14 protein-coding genes and 1 pseudogene are annotated in these 17411 nt (G+C 62.2%); 11 read left to right on the top strand and 4 right to left on the bottom strand.

From position 1 onward, the window contains the following. Window positions 1-38 precede the first annotated feature (38 nt). From AB0I35_RS15360 to AB0I35_RS15395, 8 genes and pseudogenes are all read left to right on the top strand, one after another. On the top strand, window positions 39-1748 hold the full coding sequence (locus tag AB0I35_RS15360; RefSeq protein ID WP_357396568.1) for an NAD(P)/FAD-dependent oxidoreductase: 1710 nt from the start codon (window positions 39-41) through the stop codon (window positions 1746-1748). Next, window positions 1748-2854 (top strand): serine hydrolase domain-containing protein, encoded by a 1107-nt coding sequence (locus tag AB0I35_RS15365; protein WP_357396569.1) that lies wholly within the window; start codon window positions 1748-1750, stop codon window positions 2852-2854. The genes AB0I35_RS15360 and AB0I35_RS15365 overlap by 1 nt, the downstream gene beginning before the upstream one ends. A gap of 151 nt (window positions 2855-3005) precedes the next feature. Next, window positions 3006-4181: a homogentisate 1,2-dioxygenase gene (locus AB0I35_RS15370; RefSeq protein ID WP_357396571.1), complete on the top strand. Its 1176-nt coding sequence runs from the start codon at window positions 3006-3008 to the stop codon at window positions 4179-4181. Next, window positions 4174-5316 carry an alpha/beta hydrolase gene (locus AB0I35_RS15375; protein ID WP_357396573.1) on the top strand — a complete coding sequence of 381 codons (1143 nt, stop codon included), beginning with the start codon at window positions 4174-4176 and terminating at the stop codon, window positions 5314-5316. Before AB0I35_RS15370 ends, AB0I35_RS15375 begins: the two co-directional genes overlap by 8 nt. 924 nt (window positions 5317-6240) lie before the next feature. After that, the gene (locus AB0I35_RS15380) at window positions 6241-6795 is read left to right on the top strand and encodes a TnsA-like heteromeric transposase endonuclease subunit (protein ID WP_357396574.1); all 555 of its coding nucleotides are present in this window, start codon (window positions 6241-6243) and stop codon (window positions 6793-6795) included. Window positions 6796-6832: 37 nt separating this feature from the next. Then, window positions 6833-8799: pseudogene (locus AB0I35_RS15385) on the top strand (Mu transposase C-terminal domain-containing protein). After that, window positions 8796-9794 (top strand): ATP-binding protein, encoded by a 999-nt coding sequence (locus AB0I35_RS15390; protein WP_357396575.1) that lies wholly within the window; start codon window positions 8796-8798, stop codon window positions 9792-9794. The pseudogene AB0I35_RS15385 and the gene AB0I35_RS15390 overlap by 4 nt, the downstream one beginning before the upstream one ends. Before the next feature lie 24 nt (window positions 9795-9818). Continuing rightward, entirely contained in the window at window positions 9819-10466 is a 648-nt protein-coding gene (locus AB0I35_RS15395; protein ID WP_357396577.1) for a histidine phosphatase family protein, read from the top strand. 515 nt (window positions 10467-10981) lie between these two features. Here AB0I35_RS15395 and AB0I35_RS15400 read toward each other — a convergent pair. The 4 genes from AB0I35_RS15400 to AB0I35_RS15415 form a co-directional block, all read right to left on the bottom strand. Next, the gene (locus AB0I35_RS15400) at window positions 10982-11407 is read right to left on the bottom strand and encodes an HtaA domain-containing protein (RefSeq protein WP_357396580.1); all 426 of its coding nucleotides are present in this window, start codon (window positions 11405-11407) and stop codon (window positions 10982-10984) included. Beyond that, on the bottom strand, window positions 11404-12633 hold the full coding sequence (locus AB0I35_RS15405) for an FAD-dependent oxidoreductase (RefSeq protein WP_357396581.1): 1230 nt from the start codon (window positions 12631-12633) through the stop codon (window positions 11404-11406). Before AB0I35_RS15405 ends, AB0I35_RS15400 begins: the two co-directional genes overlap by 4 nt. Beyond that, the gene (locus tag AB0I35_RS15410) at window positions 12633-12827 is read right to left on the bottom strand and encodes a ferredoxin (protein WP_357396582.1); all 195 of its coding nucleotides are present in this window, start codon (window positions 12825-12827) and stop codon (window positions 12633-12635) included. The genes AB0I35_RS15405 and AB0I35_RS15410 overlap by 1 nt, the downstream gene beginning before the upstream one ends. A gap of 250 nt (window positions 12828-13077) precedes the next feature. Next, window positions 13078-13710 carry a TetR/AcrR family transcriptional regulator gene (locus AB0I35_RS15415; protein ID WP_357396584.1) on the bottom strand — a complete coding sequence of 211 codons (633 nt, stop codon included), beginning with the start codon at window positions 13708-13710 and terminating at the stop codon, window positions 13078-13080. 231 nt (window positions 13711-13941) lie between these two features. On the opposite strand from AB0I35_RS15415, the gene AB0I35_RS15420 reads away from it, so the two are divergent. The 3 genes from AB0I35_RS15420 (at window position 13942) to AB0I35_RS15430 (ending at window position 17057) form a co-directional block, all read left to right on the top strand. After that, a complete protein-coding gene (locus tag AB0I35_RS15420; protein WP_357396556.1) occupies window positions 13942-14859 on the top strand; it encodes an SDR family oxidoreductase in 918 nt (305 codons plus the stop codon). Window positions 14860-14893: 34 nt separating this feature from the next. Further along, window positions 14894-15424 (top strand): CoA transferase, encoded by a 531-nt coding sequence (locus tag AB0I35_RS15425; RefSeq protein ID WP_357396586.1) that lies wholly within the window; start codon window positions 14894-14896, stop codon window positions 15422-15424. 373 nt (window positions 15425-15797) lie between these two features. Beyond that, window positions 15798-17057: a cytochrome P450 gene (locus AB0I35_RS15430; protein WP_357396587.1), complete on the top strand. Its 1260-nt coding sequence runs from the start codon at window positions 15798-15800 to the stop codon at window positions 17055-17057. Window positions 17058-17411: the final 354 nt, after the last annotated feature.

A 17411-nucleotide genomic window follows, 5' to 3' on the forward strand; every position in this document is an offset into this window, starting at 1 on the left:
CGCGGAACCGGAGCAACCCAGAGAGGACCACGCTTCTTATGGCGCAAACAGCACGTCGCGATGAACCATTGACCCTCGACGCCGTCATCATCGGCGCAGGATGGGCCGGTCTCTACTCATTGATCAAGCTCCGTCAGTTGGGCCTACGGGTCAAGATCGTCGAGGCGGGGAGTGGCGTCGGCGGAACTTGGTACTGGAATCGCTACCCGGGTGCTCGTTGTGATGTTCCCAGCCTTAACTACTCGTACTCGTTCGACGAGGATCTTCAGCGGGATTGGCACTGGTCTGAGCGCTTTGCTGCGCAGCCGGAGATCGAGCGCTACGCCAACCATGTCGCTGACCGGTTCGGGCTGCGGGGCGACATCATCTTCGGTACGCGTGTCACCACCGCGAGTTTTGAGGAGGACCGTCAAGGTTGGACGCTCCACACCGACACCGGTTTGACGATCGAGGCCAGATGGGCGGTTTTTGCGACCGGTGGGTACTCCGCGCCGGTCGACCCGACGATCCCCGGATGGGACACGTTCGCGGGCGAAACCTACTTCACCGCGAAATGGCCTGACCGTCCGATCGAATACTCAGGCAAGCGGGTCGGCGTGATCGGGACCGGAGCCAGCGGCATGCAGACGATCACGACACTTGCCGATGAAGATCTGGACAGACTCCTCGTCTTCCAGCGAACGGCGAACTATGTCATTCCTGGGCGCAATCGGGTTCTGTCAGACGAGGAGAACTCCGCGATCAAAGAGAATTACGCGGCGTTTCGCCAACGCGCCCGGGAATCCGGTAGCGGCACAGTGTATGACGGGCCGGTGGCGACGATCGCAGATTTGTCCGACGAGGAGTTGGTCGACCACATCGAGGCGGCGATGGCGCTAGGCGGCACCTCGCTCATGAGTTGTGGGCGGGACCTCCTGACGAACGCCGAATCCAACAAGCGCGTGCAAGACTACCTGCGGGCGGAGGTGTACCGTCGCGTAGCCGATCCGGAGGTCGCCGCGAAGCTGACCGCAGAGGGGCATTACCTCGGTGCGCGGCGTGTCCTGATCGAGAACGGGTACCTCGAAGTATTCAACAGAGACAACGTGGACCTCGTTGATGTCAAGTCCGACCCGATCGTGGAAATCACCGCAGAAGGTGTGCGCACCGAGAGTGGGTTCTATCCCCTCGACGTCATCATTTTCGCGACGGGCTTCGATAGCGGAACCGGCGCTCTCAGCCGAATCGACATCCGCGGCCGCGGCGGTAAACAGCTTGCCGAGAAGTGGAGTGCCGGCCCAGCCACCTACATCGGTACCGCCATCGCGGGTTTTCCGAACCTGTTCACGATCGCGGGCCCAGGGGCGCCCTCAATACGCTCCAACGTGATCTTCTCGATCGAGCAGCAAGTGGACTGGCTTGCCGCCCTCGTTGCCTATGCGCAACAAAACGGCATCGGTGTGGTCGAGGCTACCTCGCAGGCTGAGGAGAAGTGGACGACGCATGTGAACGACATGGTGGCGAAGACGCTGCTCGTTCACGACGACACCCAGTACTGGGGCGGCAACGTGCCGGGCAAGACGCGTGCCTATCTCGCCTACGTGGGCGGCACGCGAGTGTTCCAAACGGTGATCGATGCCGTTCGTGACAGCGATTATGAAGGTTTCGAGATGGCAACCACCGACGGCACCCCGATCGCGGGACGACCTGTCGAATGGTCAGGGTATGTCGGCAGCGGGAAGTCCCGGTTCGGCACCGAGATCATCTGATGTTCGTCAGAGGGGTTTCGTCGGTACAAGCAGTTGCCGAGCAACTGGTTGCGAACGGGTCGGAGAGTGCTCTTCAGATCGCGGTCGTGCGCGATGGCGAGGTGATCGTTGACGTGGCGGTCGGCGTTGTCGACGGGAACCCGATGAGTGGAACTCCGGTCGACTCCAAATCGCTGTTCCCGGTCTTCTCCGTGTCGAAGGGCGTTACTACGCTCGCCGCATATCGCGCGATCGCTCGCGGGGTGATCGGCTTCGATACGCCTGTCGCGCAGGTTTGGCCCGAATTCTCGGCTGCAGGCAAAGGAGATATTCGGTTCGGCGAAATCCTTGATCACACCGCCGGCCTAGCGCGTATGCCCCGCGTCGATGGCATCCGTGAGTTCTGCGACTGGGATGCGATGGTCCGCGCCACTGCCTCGCAGCGGTCGGTCAACCGCGGTAGCGTCGAATACCACGCACTGACATTCGGGTGGGTGGTAGGGGAGACTGTGCGTCGTGCCCTCCGCGACGACCGCGGCTTCGGCGAGATCGTCAGAGCCGAGCTGCTTGCCACAGGTGCTTCGGACTTTTGGTTCGGCGTCCCGCAGTCGGAAGAGCAACGAATCGTCACGGTCGTGTCCGACGTCGACCCGATCGACGATGGCCGACCGTTGCTGGCGGCGCTCCCAGTTGAGTTCGCAACGACAGAAGCGGTATACGGGCGCCCCGAGGTACGGCGTGCGTGCCTGCCTGCTGTCAACGGTATCGGAAACGCCGAGACGCTTGCCTTCCTGTACGCCGGTGCTGCTTCTGGATCGCTGATACCTCACGCTGTGCTCGAGGAAGGGACACAGGTTCGATCCGCGACGACAGACCGGCTCCTCGGCGGGTTCGTATCCCGCGGATTCGGCTTTTACGTTTCGCCAGGTCCAGCTGGTCGCTGGGCGCCGCCATTCGCCGTGGATGCGCGGACCTTTGGTCATCCCGGATCCGGCGGATCGATCGCGTGGGGCGATCTATCTACCGGAACCGGCTACGCCATCTGCCGGAGTCGATTGACTGGCGATGGCTGGCGTCATGACAACATCCAGCGCCTCATTTCTGAGTTGATGGCGGCCTCGCTATGACATCGGCCGGGTGTCACGTGCATAGCGGCGCGGACCACAGGACACAGGCCGCGGTGCGCACGGCGGTGCGCTGTGCCCCGCGTTCACAGGCCTTGGCGCGACAGGTAATTCGCCGGCAGGCATCTCACATTTAGAAGGGACTCGTATTTTCATGCCTTACTTTCGACAGCTCGGCTCATTGCCGACTAAGCGGCGTACATTATTTCCTGATCCCGACGGCGGCTATTTTTCAGAGGAGCTCGTAGGAGAGGAGGGTTTCAGTTCGGATCTGTCGCACGTCTACCATCGCCGACCCCCGACCGCCATTGTGCAGGCTGCACGGATCGAGCGGGCGCCCGCCGAGCTTGTGGACAACTGGCCCGTGTTGCCTCGCCACATCCGTACCAGCGATGTCACCACCGGTGTGGACGTCGTCATGGGGCGTGTCCCATTGATGGTCAACAGTGATGTGTCGATCGGATATGTGGAAGCAAGCGTGCCGAGCGAGCTGTACCGTGACGCCAATGGCGACGAGTGCCTCTACATTTTTCGAGGGTCGGCCACGCTGAGGTCGATGTTCGGCCCGCTCGAGGTGAAGCAGGGCGACTATGTGGTTATCCCCGCAGGTGTGATTCATCAGTGGGTACCGGGGGCGAACGGCGTAGACGCGCTGACCATCGAGAGTCGGGGTCATATCAAGCCTCCTAGCCGCTATCTCTCGAAGGCCGGACAGTTCTTGGAGCACGCGCCCTATCGGGAGCGCGATCTGCGCGGGCCGCAGGAGCTCGGAGAACCGCAGACTGGCGAGGCTGACGTGATCGTCAAGCGCGAAGAACGGTACAGTCGGATCACCTTCCGCTACCACCCGTTCGACGTGGTCGGTTGGAACGGATGCGTCTATCCGTACGCTTTCTCGATTTACGATTTCGAGCCCATCGTCGGCAGGATTCACCAGCCACCACCCGTGCATCAAACCTTTGAGGCCCCCGGATTCGTCCTCTGCTCGTTCGTACCACGGCTCTCGGACTATGACCCTGCGGCTGTTGGCGGGCCCGCGAACCATACGAACATCGACTCGGATGAAGTCATGTTCTACGCCGGAGGAGATTACGCCGCTCGCACCGGATCAGCCATCGGACTCGGTTCGATCTCTCTGCACCCGCTCGGATGGACGCACGGTCCCCAGAAGCTCCCGAACGGTGGTCGCCAAGCTGGCGTGATGCTGGACGAACTCGCGGTCATGGTGGATACCTTTGCTCCGCTCAAGCTCACTTCCCACGCAGTCGGTGCAGAGGACGCGAACTACTTCACCAGCTGGGACCGTTCGTTGGGGGATCTCGATGGCTGAGCCGATCCGGGATCTTCTCGCGATCCCACAGGACTTTACGACCGGGCGGGTCGATATCGCGTCGGGTGTCGCGCGAATGAGCGCGACGCTGTGGGCCACGCGATGGCAAGTACCCGGGGCCCACGTCGACACCGCCGTCGTCTTCGTTCATCCCACGTCGAACTTCATGGGGCACTACGCACTTGCGCCGCTCGCTGAGCGTGGCGTAGCAGCCATCGGCATGGCGACTCGATACTCGGGAAACGACAGCACGCTGATAGTCGAGAACTGCCTTCTCGACATCGGCGCCGTCGTGCGTTACCTCCGTGAGGACCTGGGGTACGCGAAGGTCCTGCTCGTCGGGAACTCTGGTGGTGGATCGCTCGCGGCCCTCTACCAATCGCAAGCAGAAAACCCGACTATCACCTCCACGCCTGCGGGTGACCCGCCGGATTTGACGATCCACCAGCTTCCAGCGCTCGACGGGCTGTCGCTCGCGATGGCTCATCCGGGACGTGCCCGGGTCTATACGGACAGTCTCGACGCGTCGATCCTCGACGAGAATGATCCGTTTCTGCGGGATCCTGAGCTCGATATATTCTGCGCAGAGAATGGGCCACCGTACTCTCCGTCGTTCATGGAACGCTATAGAGCCGAGCAGAGGGCACGGAATCTCCGGATTACGAAATGGGTACGGGAATCTTTGGCTCGGCTCGAAGCGGATCCTGACGGCCCCGACGACATGCCCTTCGTGGTTCACGGTACGGCGGCAGATCCGCGATTCCTCGACCTCACCCAGGACCCGAGCGATCGGGTTGCCAACACGATCCTCGGCGACCCGCGGAAGACCAACTTCCTCCCGGCGCGGCTAGGGCACTACTCGAGTCTCCGGTCGTGGCTCAGTCAATGGAGTATCGAGGACAGCAGATCGGACGCCATCAAGGAGCTCCCGCACATCACAGTGCCGGTACAGATCGTGTACGGAACGGCGGACAACGCTGTGTTCCCCAGCCATGCCGAGGAGATGTTCGCTGCGGTACGGGCGGAGCAGAAGGAGATTATCGCGTTGAAAGGTGCCGATCATTACTTCCGAAACAACCCTGAACTACGCGACGAGATGTGCGACCACATATCCCGTTGGGCGAAAAGTCTCTGAACCGAGGACCGCTTCGACAGTGAAGGCGAATTCGCTCTTGATAACGGGCAGGCCGGCACGGGTCACACATGCGCGTGTTGCTGTTCTCTTCGGAAGGGCGAGATAAGCGGTCGTCGACGGCGGTGCTGTGAAAGCGACACCCTGGTCGGGGGCTGCTCTACCGGGTGGATGGGGAACTGGCCGGGCGAGCACCATGCGTTCGCCGGGTCGCCCGGATCATCCGCGTACGAAGGAACGTAAGTGGACGGCACCGGCCTGCTTGACTCCGACAGGGTCGGCGCCGCTATCGGCATGGCTGTGTCGTCCAAAATTGCAGAGTCGGTTGGCCCCCGGCTCATTGACCGCAGCGGGCTCGGGGTGAGCGGGTCTGTGATGGATCTGGTGGTGCGTCGGCGTCTAGTTATCTTGTGACGTGTCGAAGAACTCCAGCCTCATCCGGATATCACCCAGCAGCACTCCAGCCCCGTGGGCCACTGAAGAAGCTCGCGCGTGGTGTCGAGATTCGCGACCAACCGGTGTCAGATTTCGCGACAAAGCCAGTAGTTGGACTGGCATGTGAATCGGCTAGCCCGCATGGCTGTCCATTGCCAGTTGACCTGATGTTGCCATCGTTCTGGCACAAGTGCGGAGCTTCTGCCAGTAGCCTGACGCGGAACGTTCGTTCCGACTGTTGCTCGGGTGCGTGTGGGTGCTGTCGTCGCCGTTGCCGGTAGCGATGAGTGCTGGGTGGAGTTCATCGATCCGGACACTGGTGGTCGTTGTCGATGGCTTCTGATGGCTTGCGCGGCAGTGCGTTTCGACAGGTTGAGCCAGCGCGGAGGTTCCCATCGTTCCGTGGTCAGAAGAACTTCTCCGGCTTGTGGTGGTCGGCGACGACAGGTTCGCACATCGGCTTTGAAATCCTGGGTGGAGCGCAACTGACTGATGGCGTTCGATTCGTCATCAGATGTGAGCGGAATCGGATCCCAACCCTTCCGATTGGTCTGGAGGGCAAGCGGATCCGTCAAACATCATGTCCCTGGCTACTTTCTCCGGCTCCACGACGGCACGGCGGTGGTGGTCGATGTTCGCCCGGACTTTCGAATCGAGGCCGATGATCAGGTGACGTTCGATCGGACAGCGACACTGTGTCATTCGGTCGGGTGGCAGTATCGCCGACTCGGTGACATGGCACCGGTCCAGGCAGCGAATCTGAGGTGGTTGCCGGGCTATCGACATCGTCGCTGTCGCCGCCCGGGCCTGGTCACGCAGTTCGCCGAGGCTTTCGCCGCCCGCCGTCCGCTAGCAGACGGGGTCGGCGAGGTCGGTGATCCGATTCTGGTGCTACCGACGCTGTTTCATTTGCTGTGGTGCCAGGAACTGGCTGTCGACATCGAGACGATGTTGATGAGCCCGGGCACAATCATCGGGGTGAACGACCATGACCAGCCGCGTCGACATCCTGGCCCGAGACAGCCGATTCCGTTGCCGAGAAAGTGAATATGTGGTCGCCGAGCTGATCGGCTCACAGGTGAGGATCCGCGACGTCACCGGCGCCGAAACTGTCGTCACGGTGTCGCAGATCCTTGCCGACCCTGGCTTCAAATTGCTGAGTGGACCACGGCAGCCGTCGCTTCCGTCGTCGGAGCGGATCGCCGGTTTGCCTGCCGACGTCGCTGAGCAGGCACAGTGGTGGGAACTTCACGTCGTGGAGTTGATCACGGGCCGTCGCCCCGACTCTGCACACGCGACACCGATCCGCAGCGACTACGACCCCTCCACGACGACGATGCGGCAGCATGAGCTGGCGAAAGTCCGGGAATTGGACGCGGCAGGACGGACGGTCAGTTTGAGCACAGTGCAACGGATGCGCAGTGCCTACGAACGAGATGGTCTCTGGGGCTTGGTCGACGCCGCTTCGCACGGCGGGCGGTGGCGACCGGCAGGGTCGACGCTCGGGTAGTCGAAGCGACGGCAGCGGCGATCACGGAGGAGACGGATCACTCGACCGGCACCATCACCAGACTTCGGCGGCGGGTGGGGCAACTACTGGTCGAGCTCCACGGACCTGCGGCGCCACCGTTACCACCCGAGCGCACGTTCTATCGGCTGGTGGCACGTCTGGCCGAGGGCCGCCACACCTTCGAGTCCGCCCGAACTCGCCGGTCACTGGCCAAACAACCAGAAGGCCCGTTCGGGACAGTCGTCGCGGTCAGACCGGGAGAGATCGTCCAGATCGATTCGACTCGGTTGGATGTTCGGGTCGTGCTCGATGACGGCACGATCGACTCGGTCGAGCTGACCGGCATGGTCCACATCGCGACCCGCACGGTCCCCGCGGCGGTGCTGCGGCCATCCACGAAAGCGGTCGACGCGGCGCTGCTGCTGGCGCGGCCGTTGACGCCGGAGCCAATGCGCCCGGGCTGGAGCGATGCGTTGCGGATGGTACGGTCGGTGCTGCCACACCACGCCCTCACCGAGGTCGACCAGCGCCTGGCAGACACCGCGGCCCGGCCGGTGATCGCCCCGGAGACGATCGTTATCGATCACGGCAAAGCCATTCTCTCCCAGGCACTCCGATCAGCCTGCCGCTCATTGGGGATCAGCCTGCAACCCGCGCACTTGGACACCCCGACCGACAAGCCGGTCATCGAACGCACGCTGGGATCGATGAGCACCCTGTTCGCCCAATACGTCGCGGGTTATGTCGGTTCGTCGGTCGAACGCCGCGGCCGCAGGGCCGAACAGGCTGCGGTCTGGTCGATGATCGAGTTACAGGCGTCACTGGACGAATGGCTGGTCGCGGTCTGGGCCAACCGCCCGCACGAAGGGCTGCGCGATCCCATCTCGCAGGACACGGCGCTGACGCCGAACGAGAAATACGCCGCCTTGGTCCGGCCGGCCGGCTACGTTCCGGTTCCGTTGTCGGCTGACGACTACATCGAACTGCTGCCCGCGACTTGGCGGGTGATCAATTCCTACGGCATCCGGATCAATCACCGCACCTACGACGACGCGCGATTGGATCCTTTCCGCCGCCAGCATTCCGGCATCACTGCACACAACGGGCGCTGGGAGATCCACCACGACCCCTACGACGTCTCCCGGATCTGGGTTCGCAACCATCGCGACGGCGGCTGGATCAGCGTCACCTGGACACACCTGCGGACCATGCCGGTCCCATTCGGGGAACTGGCATGGCAGCACGCTCGCGAGGTCCTCATCCAACGCGGCCACGACCCGACGGCCGAAGCCGAGATCGCCGTCGCCGCAGCCGATCACCTCGACCGCGCCGAACGCGGGCCTGTCTCCGACACGACCCGATCGCGCCGTGACCGCAAAGTCACCGTACGCACCAAAGCCACCCGCGGCGCGTCGTCACCAACCCCGCACCGAGACGGCGATACCGGCGATCAGGCCAGACCCGAGGAACCCGAGACCATGGTGAAGGTGATCCCGCTGGGCATCTTCGATCCCTTCGAGGAAGCGAGCAAACGCTGGTGAGGACCACCGACACCGAACCGGTCACCGAACCGAGCCGACAGCTGACCACGCTGGAGGGTTGGCGGCAGTTCACTGTCGATCATCCGGTGATCCCGGACCTGTTGGCGCACAACGACTGGACAGAACTCCACCCCGATTCCCGCCACCGCTACGACGAGACCCGCATCGATTACCACACCCGGTTGACGGTGATCGCGACATCAACGGTGACAGCCGTTGCGCAGAAAGGGCGTCGGCTGACTCTGCTGAACCGGCACGCGATCAGCGCACGGCGCGGTCTCATCCTCTCCGGAGCCGTCGGCACCGGCAAGACCACCGCGATCACCCAGTTCGGCAAAATGCACGAAGTCGCCGACCGTCAACGGCACCCACACCGGTCCGACCGCATCCCGGTCCTCTACGTCACCGTCCCACCGGCCGCGACCCCACGCATGCTCGCCGCAGAATTCGCCCGCTTCCTCGGCCTGCCGGTCACCCAGCGCGCGAACCTGACCGACATCATCGAAGCCGTCTGCGGGGTCTGCTGCGACACCGGCACCAGCATCGTGATCTGCGATGAGCTGCACAACATTTCACTGACCAACCGCGCCGGAGCCGAGGTCTCCGACACGTTGAAATACTTCTCCGAACGGATCCCGGCCACCTTCGTCTATTCCGGGATCAACGTCGAACGCGAAGGACTGATCACCGGCGCCCGCGGCGAGCAGATCGCCGGACGTCACACCCTCATTCAGACCGTCGGATTCCCCTACACCGATGACTGGCGTGGCGTCGCCTCCCTCGAGAACACCCTGCGCCTGCATATGCATCAGCCTGGAACGCTGACCGATCTCGCTCGCTATCTGCACCAGCGCACCGCAGGCATGATCGGCAGCCTCTCGGCACTGATTTGCGAAGCCGCCCTGGAATGCATACTCACCGGCACCGAAACCATCACCAAAACCAGCCTCGACACCATGGACCTCGACCACGCCGCCCACCCGAAGTCCCTTTGAGCGCACATGCAAAATCTCTATGTCGTGAGCCACCCACACGCCGAACACACCCGCCGCGGCCTCGTCGGTGGCTGGCACGATTCGCACCTGACACCGGCTGGCCGCCTCGACGCGCACCTGCTCGCTCAGGAACTCCGACACCGCCGCGACGCGTCGCGGGCACTGCGCATCACAACCTCTGATCTTGCCCGATGTGCCGAGACCGCGCGGATCCTCGCCGAGACTCTCAACGTTGCGATCTCCGCCGATCAGCGCCTCCGAGAAATCAGCTTCGGCGAAGCCGAAGGACGTCCGAACGAATGGCTCGCGCAGCGGCATGCCCCCGCGCCCGACCACGACCGACTCGACCACCGCGGCCCCGTTCGCGGCGCTGAAACCCGCCGTGAGGTCGCCACCCGGGTTGGGGCCTGCATCCAGGAGCTGATGACCGACGCCGATCACGATCATGTCGTTGTTACTCACGGATACGCGCTCACGTTCGTCATCACGACCTGGATGCAGATCCCGGTCGAGGCGGCCGGATTCGCATCCTTCGCGACAACGCCGGGAGCGATCACCCATCTACGCATCGACGACTACTGGCGCAACCGAACCCTCGTGAGCCTCGCCGACACCGCTCACCTGATCAACGATCATGCCGATGCCCGCCCACAACCGGACCCGTCGCGGTGACCAGCAACAACCTTGCCGCGTTGCCAGTGCGGCTGCGGCCGGAACCCGCCGAGTCCTACGTGATCCGCCTAGCGGTCGCCAACCACCTCCCACCGAGCGATTTGCGTCGCCTGGTCACTCCCGGACGCAGCGGCATGGGCGCCATCGACCCGGACAAGCTCGCCATCGTCAGCGGCCGAACCTCGTCCGTCGTTCTGCGCCTATTCGCCGAACTCGCTGCTGGCCCCCTGGATTGCGGAATTCTCAAGTCGAGCTGGGGCAATGCGCTGATGCAGGCCACGAGCCCTCGACTGCGCGCACATGCACCAGAGTCTCCCGGCCCACATCAACCGCCCGGATGGTGCTGTTCCTCCAGGTCCCGATCCAGCGAATCCGGGACCGAAAGTTGCCAGCTTGAGAGCCTCGTGGAGATCCACTGCCACGGTCTTGCGACTGGTCGGCACTCACGCGACCGTGGGCGCCGACCGCAGCGACGCCCTACCGTGGGATCGGACGACTTCGCGCTGCCGCTGAGTTCACTCGATCCGGATCGGCGCCATCTCGGTGTCTGCCGGATAGCGGAAGTCGAACAACACGGCACCCTCGGCCGCCAGCGTTGCACGGGTCTCGAATGGAATCGGATCCTCTGTCGACAGTTCAGGCAACTCGACTAGACGCAGTCGATCGCCGAGACTTCGAGTCGGTCCCGTGCCCGCGACGGACAGATAGCAGCCTCCTGGCTCTCTGTGCAACCACGGGTCAGCGATCACTGCACCGAGCAGGCCCGCGTGGGCTTCGAAATCGATTCTTCCCTCGAAACGCCAGACCTCATCGCTGGTCGAGGCGCCAGCAAACACGTATCCCTCCCTATCCGTGCAAGCGGGAGGAACGGTAGTGATCGAGCCGTGGTCACCTACATACCGAACGAAGGTTTCTTTGACCGCCCACAGCAGGGAGATCATGAGGGCGCTAGCGCTGTCGCTGGAAAAGCGTCGAGTGCGTGCTGCCACGACGTCCCCTCAGCGATCATTCTTCGATACTTCATGATCTTGCGCTGCTCGTTCAGAGTGGCCGCACCGACTATACGATCGCCCGATCGATAAAGGGCCGACCACTTGTCCGCTCCCTCGCTGTCAGTAATGATCCGGACCTCATCAGCTTGGGCTGTGCCGACGAACTGAATCCGGTGATCGTACCAATCGCTCCAAAAATACGGCACGGTGGTGTAGGCAACCGGCGAATCCGGGCTCAGCGCGTTTCGCGCGGCTCGTCGACCTTGCTCGGCCGCATTCGTCCAGTTCTCGAGTCTCATGACCGTCGAGTCGACGGCACCATTGGGCCAGTGAACCAGGTCGCCCGCTGCGAAGACGTCCTCAGCGGATGTGCGAAGCATCTCGTCGCAGATGACACCGCCGTCGAGAGGGCTGAGGTCGATGCCGCTACCGCGGAGCCAATCAGTGGTCGGCGCTGCGCCGATACCGACGATAACAACGTCCGCGGGAAGTACCTCACCGGATCCCAGCTGTACTCCCTCGACTGATTCTCCGCCGGTGAGACCGATGATATCCGCTGACAGAAGAAGCCGGACATCATTTCGGGTATGTAGCGACGACGCCAGTTTCCCGACCCTCGATCCGAGGGCGCGGACCAACGGGGCCGGAGCGGCTTCGACGATCACTACGTCGACACCCAGCCGCTTCGCCGAGGACGCGATCTCCGACCCGATGAAGCCGGCCCCGATTACTACCAAGTTCGCGCCGGGTACGAGTCGCTCGCGAACTTCCCGTGCGTCATCGAGGGTCCGAAGCGTAAACACCCCATCCTTGCCGGACAGGTGTGGCAGCGTCCTAGCAGACGCGCCCGTCGCGATAAGCAACTTGCTGTACCGCACCGAACTGCCGTCAGCCATCGTCACTGTATGACTTTCGGCGTCCAATGAAGTCGCCTTGCGTGACATCCGCAACTCGACGTCGAGAGTTTCGCGCAGGTCGCGTTCCTGCACCAGGTAGTCCGGTAGTGCTTCGGGACTGATGAATTGCTTCGACAGCGGCGGGCGGTCGTAGGGGATGTGGGGTTCAGCCCCGATCAGGATGATCTGACCGGAGTAGCCGATAGCCCGCGCTTCTTCGACTGCCCTCAGGCCGGCAAGGGAAGCGCCGACGACGACGAACGGCTCCGACGGGCGCATCAGTCTTCCTCGAGGATCAGGGCTCGCGCCGGGCAACTCTGAACGGCTTCGCGGACGATCGCCCCGTCCGCATCGGCGACCGTCTCATGCCGCACTGTCAGCGAACCGTCATCGTTGACCTCGAAATATTCTTCGGATATCGACTCGCAGATGCCGATTCCAGTGCAACGGACGCGGTCAACAACGATCTTCATCGGTTTCTCCCTTGAAACGAATGCCTTGGAACGAATGATCGAGCTGCTCCGTCACGCCACAGCCTGATCTGAGGGCGGTGCTCGAGTCGCATCCTAGAATACCACTCTAATTTAGGTGAGTCCATGAATCGCGGGGAATCGGTACGGGCTCCAGGGGTCTTACGACAGCAGTCGGAATTCTGGCCGGTCAACCCCGGAAGCGCGGCACGCATCATCTACAGCGCCGGGCACCCTCGCGGCGTGTAGCGCTCTAGTGCGGCCGCTTGTATGCCAGCGTGCGAAGAAGCCCGATGTAGTAGTCGATAATCCCTTCGGCGGTGGATTGGTCCTCGACGTGGACGAGTTGACCGGCTGCGGCGCGCAACAGGGCCTGGATGGCGATCGCAGAGAACTCGGGGGCGGGCGGATTCCCGAGAACGATAACGTTCATCCTGGCCATCATGATCGCGTTCAGTTCCTGCTCCGTGGCGGCGAAGCCCCTCGGTCTATCGTCACCGAGGAGGAGCCGATTGACTTTGCGATTCTTCCAGCCGGCGGCTAGGTAGGCGCTGGCGCCGACGAGATACAGTTCCACTGCGTCGCTTTCGCCAGCCTCTCGCGCCTCCTCGACGGCGCGATGTGAGGCGGCGGACAGATCCGCCAGTATTCGTCGGGCGACTTGTTCGAACAGATCAGGTTTGCCGCCGATGTGGTGGTAGATGCTCCCTACGCTCACCCCGGATCGGACGACGATGTCGTTGATGCTTGTGTCGGCGTAGCCAACCTCGCTGAAGAGGTCACGCGCTGTGTCCAAGATTTGGTTGCGCGTTCTTTCGGATGTCGCCCACTGGTTCCGTGACGAAGCGGGACCGCCCGAGTTCGATTCTAGAATTGATTCATCCACCCCCTGATCATCTCAGAGTCGTTGTCGGCCCGAAGGGTTGGGTCGCCTTGCGGGTGTGAGTGAAGCTGCATTTGCGCGAGGCGAGGTGAGTGTTGTGCGGGTTGGTGGTGTGGGTTGTCTGTCGTTGTTCGGGGGTGGGTTGAGCTGGTGTTTTGTTCCTGGTGTTGCATTCTAGTATGGGATTCTATTACGGTCGGTGGTGATTGGCGTCTCAATGAGGAGTGTGTTCGTATGGGTAGTCTCGACGGCCGGGTTGCGATCGTGACCGGTGGTGGTAATGGGATCGGTGCGGCGATCGCTCGCCGGTTTGCGCGCGAGGGTGCTTCGCTGGTGATCAATGACTTGGGGACCTCTGCCGATGGGGTGGGTGGCGACGAGGGTCCTGCCAAGAACGTGGCGCAGGAGATCATCGCGGGTGGTGGTCGCGCGGAATACGACGGTGGTGATGTTGCTGACACGGCCACGGGTGAGCGGTTGGTGGCGAAGGCGATCGACACCTACGGCAAGCTCGACATCGTGGTGAACGTCGCGGGGATCCTGCGTGACCGGATGATCTTCAATCTGGAGGAAAAGGATTGGGATGCGGTCATTCGCGTGCATTTGAAGGGGCATTACTCCACGATCCGGCCCGCGGCGGCGTATTGGCGTGAGCAGCGTGATCCCGATGCGCAGAACCGGATCATCAATTTCACGTCGATCTCGGGTATCGAGGGTTCACCGGGGCAGCCCAACTACGCGGCCGCGAAGATGGGGATCATCGGTTTGACCTGGTCGTTGGCTCGGTCGTTGCAACGGTATGGGGTGACCAGTAACGCGATCTCGCCTGGTGCTGCGACCCGGCTCACCGGGACGGTTCAGTCCGAGAATCGTCATACGGGAGCGTCGATGGTCGATGAGGTGAGTCAGAAGAGTTCGCCGGACAATGTGGCTTCGGTGGTGGCATATCTGGCCAGTGAGCGCTCGAAGTGGCTCAACGGGCGGGTCTTGTCGGCGGCGGGGTACAAGGTCGGTTTGTACAACTTCCTCGAAGAGATCGAGACCCTCGAGCGTGATGCTCCTTGGGAGTTGGAGGAGTTGGCCACGTCTATCGAGAAGCAGTTCAGGCCGGCGGGTGAGGGCATGCCCAAGACGATCTTCGCCCCTAGCTGAGTCCCTTTTCCCGTAATTGCGAAGGAGCAATCCGATGGGTGTGAGTTCTGGGGTGAGGGATAGTCGTCGAATGCTCGGTGACGTTCGGGTGCTCGATTTGGCGGTTGGTTGTGCCGGTTCTCTTGCCGCAACGTTGCTCGGAGACTTCGGCGCGGATGTGGTGAAGGTCGTTACGGCGGATCCGCGTGAGGAGCGTGGTCCTGAGCTGCCTGATTGGTTGGCCTGTAATCGAAGTAAACGGATCGTTGTGGAGGGTCCCGGCGATCAGGAGGCTCTCGACCGGTTCGCGTGTGCGGCTGACCTTGTCATCGTCGATTCCGAGGAAAGGTTGCGGCAGTTCGGTATCGATCCGGATAGTGTTGTGTCGTCGACTCTCGTGCTCTATACACCGGCGTACCTTCCGCAGGGTGCACCATGGTACGGAGAAACGGAATCCGCCGGACGTCAGCAAGGCCTGTGGGCAGCGATACGCGCGCTCGCCGCGTTGGTCGAGTTCCGTCATAGCCGGCGTGGTCAGAGCATCACAGTCAGTGGCCTGGACGCGGCGATTGTTTCAGTGACGTGACCTTGGCGACGTCGGCATCGACGGACCCAGTGCAGCTCACAACACGTCAGAGATCCGATTCACAGCACCATTCACGAATCTCTGAGCCGACATCCACTTTCTTGCGCAGGTGACGAGGATTTTCTGTGAGTAGAAGCGAAGGCAGCCCTCCTCGTGGTTTACGAGAACCTGAACCCTTCTTCTGGTTAGGCCAGTCTAAGGTTGGCAGTTTAGGTCAGAGAAGCTTCTATAGATTTGATTCGAATCGTTACCCGTGACGTATCGCATTAGATTTCAATTATATTACGCCGCGTGAAACGCAGCTCGCTAAACCGAACCGGCCCGCTCGATGCAAGAGGGGTCTCGGTTCTCTACACCCTGGGCAGGAGTACAAATGAACGAATCGGTTTCGATCACCGATCACAGGTACGAGAATCGTGTCGATATCAGCAGTTCAGAATTCTGGGCGCTCGACCACCGTCAGCGCGACGACAAGGCGTTTGCCTGGCTGCGGAGCAATGCACCCGTTAGTTGGCATCGCCCTGTTGACTCGCTCGGATTCCCTCATCAGGAGAAGGGCTTCTGGGCAATCACGCGTGCTGCGGACATTCGCTTCGTAAGCAACAATCATGAGCACTTCAGCTCCAACCCCTATTCGCTCGCTCTTCCACCGCACCCACCGGCCCCGCGTAACATGCTCAGTTCGGATCCGCCGGAGCATGAGCGCTACCGGCAGATGATCAGCGCTTCATTTACTCCGAAGGCTGTCAAACGCCTGGCCGCGAAGATCGACGAGCGCGCGGCGCAGATCGTGGAACGTGTCCGAGGGGCGGGTGAGATCGACTTCGTGAAGGAGGTTTCCTCGAAGCTGCCCATGCTCACAATCGCCGACCTGTTCGGATTGCCGGAGGAGTTGGTTCCCGCGTTCACCGAGGCAGGTGACCGGTGGGCGACGGCGTCCGATCCGGCGGTATGCCCGGAAGGTGTTAGCGTCGTGGAGTTCAGGAACCAGCAGCTCCAGATCTTGGTCGGAATCGGCATCGAGACCGTCACGATGAAGCGGTCGACCCCTGGTGACGATCTTGCGACATTTCTTGCGAACGGAAAGGTCGACGGCCGCCCGCTCACAAACGAGGAAGTTGGCGCCTGCACGCTACTGCTGTGTGTGGCAGGCAACGACACCACGAAGCAAACCACGGGGTCGGCGGTGTATGAGCTGTGGAACGCGCCCGAGCAGAAGCAGCTCCTCGCCGACCAGTTCGATGACCTGATCCCCGGGGCGATCGAGGAATTCGTACGGTTTGCTTCCCCCGTGGAATCGTTCGCCCGGCGGGCAACGCAGGACACCGAGATCGCGGGGACCCCGATCGCCAAGCACGACAAGGTCGTGCTGTTCTATGGGTCGGGCAATCGCGACGAGACTGAGTTCACCGCTCCGTGGAAGTTCGACATCACGAGGGGCCGTACACCGCATATCGGCTTCGGTGGTGGTGGCATCCATTATTGCCTGGGCAATGCAGTCGCCAAAGCTCAGCTTCGAGCCCTGTTCGCTCAGTTCCTCGATAAACTGTGGGACATGGAGGTAGGAGAGCCCCAGCGGCTCGAGAGCACCAATTTCAACGGTTTCCGCACGTTGCCTGTGCGCATACGCTGACGCCACACGGAACGGTGTGTGCTGTGCGCCTGGTGCACCCGGTTGCGGGGTCGGAGGCCTACGAGCGTCCCCGAACCTGCAGCGCAGCGATGCAGAGCCTGAATTCTCCGGGAAGACAAAACCTATGGAAGCAGCGAGGGAGTGTCCGCCGGGAGCTGACCGAATCCGGGACTGGGCTCCGGCGCGTCGCGCAGCAGGCGCGTCACCAGTGCAGTCGAACCACTGACCCCCGATCATTAAGCAAGTTCTTCACCATGGCGTCGGCTACTACATCAGCGCTGGAGCATCAAGGGTTTCGCACAGGACGGCATCAAACCCTGCAGGTTGTCGCATCCGAAGACTGACCGAGGAAGG

Source organism: Nocardia sp. NPDC050378, assembly GCF_040655675.1.
Lineage (GTDB): Bacteria > Actinomycetota > Actinomycetes > Mycobacteriales > Mycobacteriaceae > Nocardia > Nocardia coubleae.

Excerpts from the sequence above, each read along its gene's own strand:
- AB0I35_RS15365 (WP_357396569.1), top strand. The coding sequence starts at position 1,748 with ATGTTCGTCAGAGGGGTTTCGTCGGTACAAGCAGTTGCCGAGCAACTG.
- AB0I35_RS15370 (WP_357396571.1), top strand. The coding sequence starts at position 3,006 with ATGCCTTACTTTCGACAGCTCGGCTCATTGCCGACTAAGCGGCGTACA.
- AB0I35_RS15425 (WP_357396586.1), top strand. The coding sequence starts at position 14,894 with ATGGGTGTGAGTTCTGGGGTGAGGGATAGTCGTCGAATGCTCGGTGAC.
- AB0I35_RS15375 (WP_357396573.1), top strand. The coding sequence starts at position 4,174 with ATGGCTGAGCCGATCCGGGATCTTCTCGCGATCCCACAGGACTTTACG.
- AB0I35_RS15420 (WP_357396556.1), top strand. The coding sequence starts at position 13,942 with ATGGGTAGTCTCGACGGCCGGGTTGCGATCGTGACCGGTGGTGGTAAT.
- AB0I35_RS15410 (WP_357396582.1), bottom strand. The coding sequence starts at position 12,827 with ATGAAGATCGTTGTTGACCGCGTCCGTTGCACTGGAATCGGCATCTGC.
- AB0I35_RS15400 (WP_357396580.1), bottom strand. The coding sequence starts at position 11,407 with ATGATCTCCCTGCTGTGGGCGGTCAAAGAAACCTTCGTTCGGTATGTA.
- AB0I35_RS15430 (WP_357396587.1), top strand. The coding sequence starts at position 15,798 with ATGAACGAATCGGTTTCGATCACCGATCACAGGTACGAGAATCGTGTC.
- AB0I35_RS15380 (WP_357396574.1), top strand. The coding sequence starts at position 6,241 with ATGGCGTTCGATTCGTCATCAGATGTGAGCGGAATCGGATCCCAACCC.
- AB0I35_RS15405 (WP_357396581.1), bottom strand. The coding sequence starts at position 12,633 with ATGCGCCCGTCGGAGCCGTTCGTCGTCGTCGGCGCTTCCCTTGCCGGC.
- AB0I35_RS15360 (WP_357396568.1), top strand. The coding sequence starts at position 39 with ATGGCGCAAACAGCACGTCGCGATGAACCATTGACCCTCGACGCCGTC.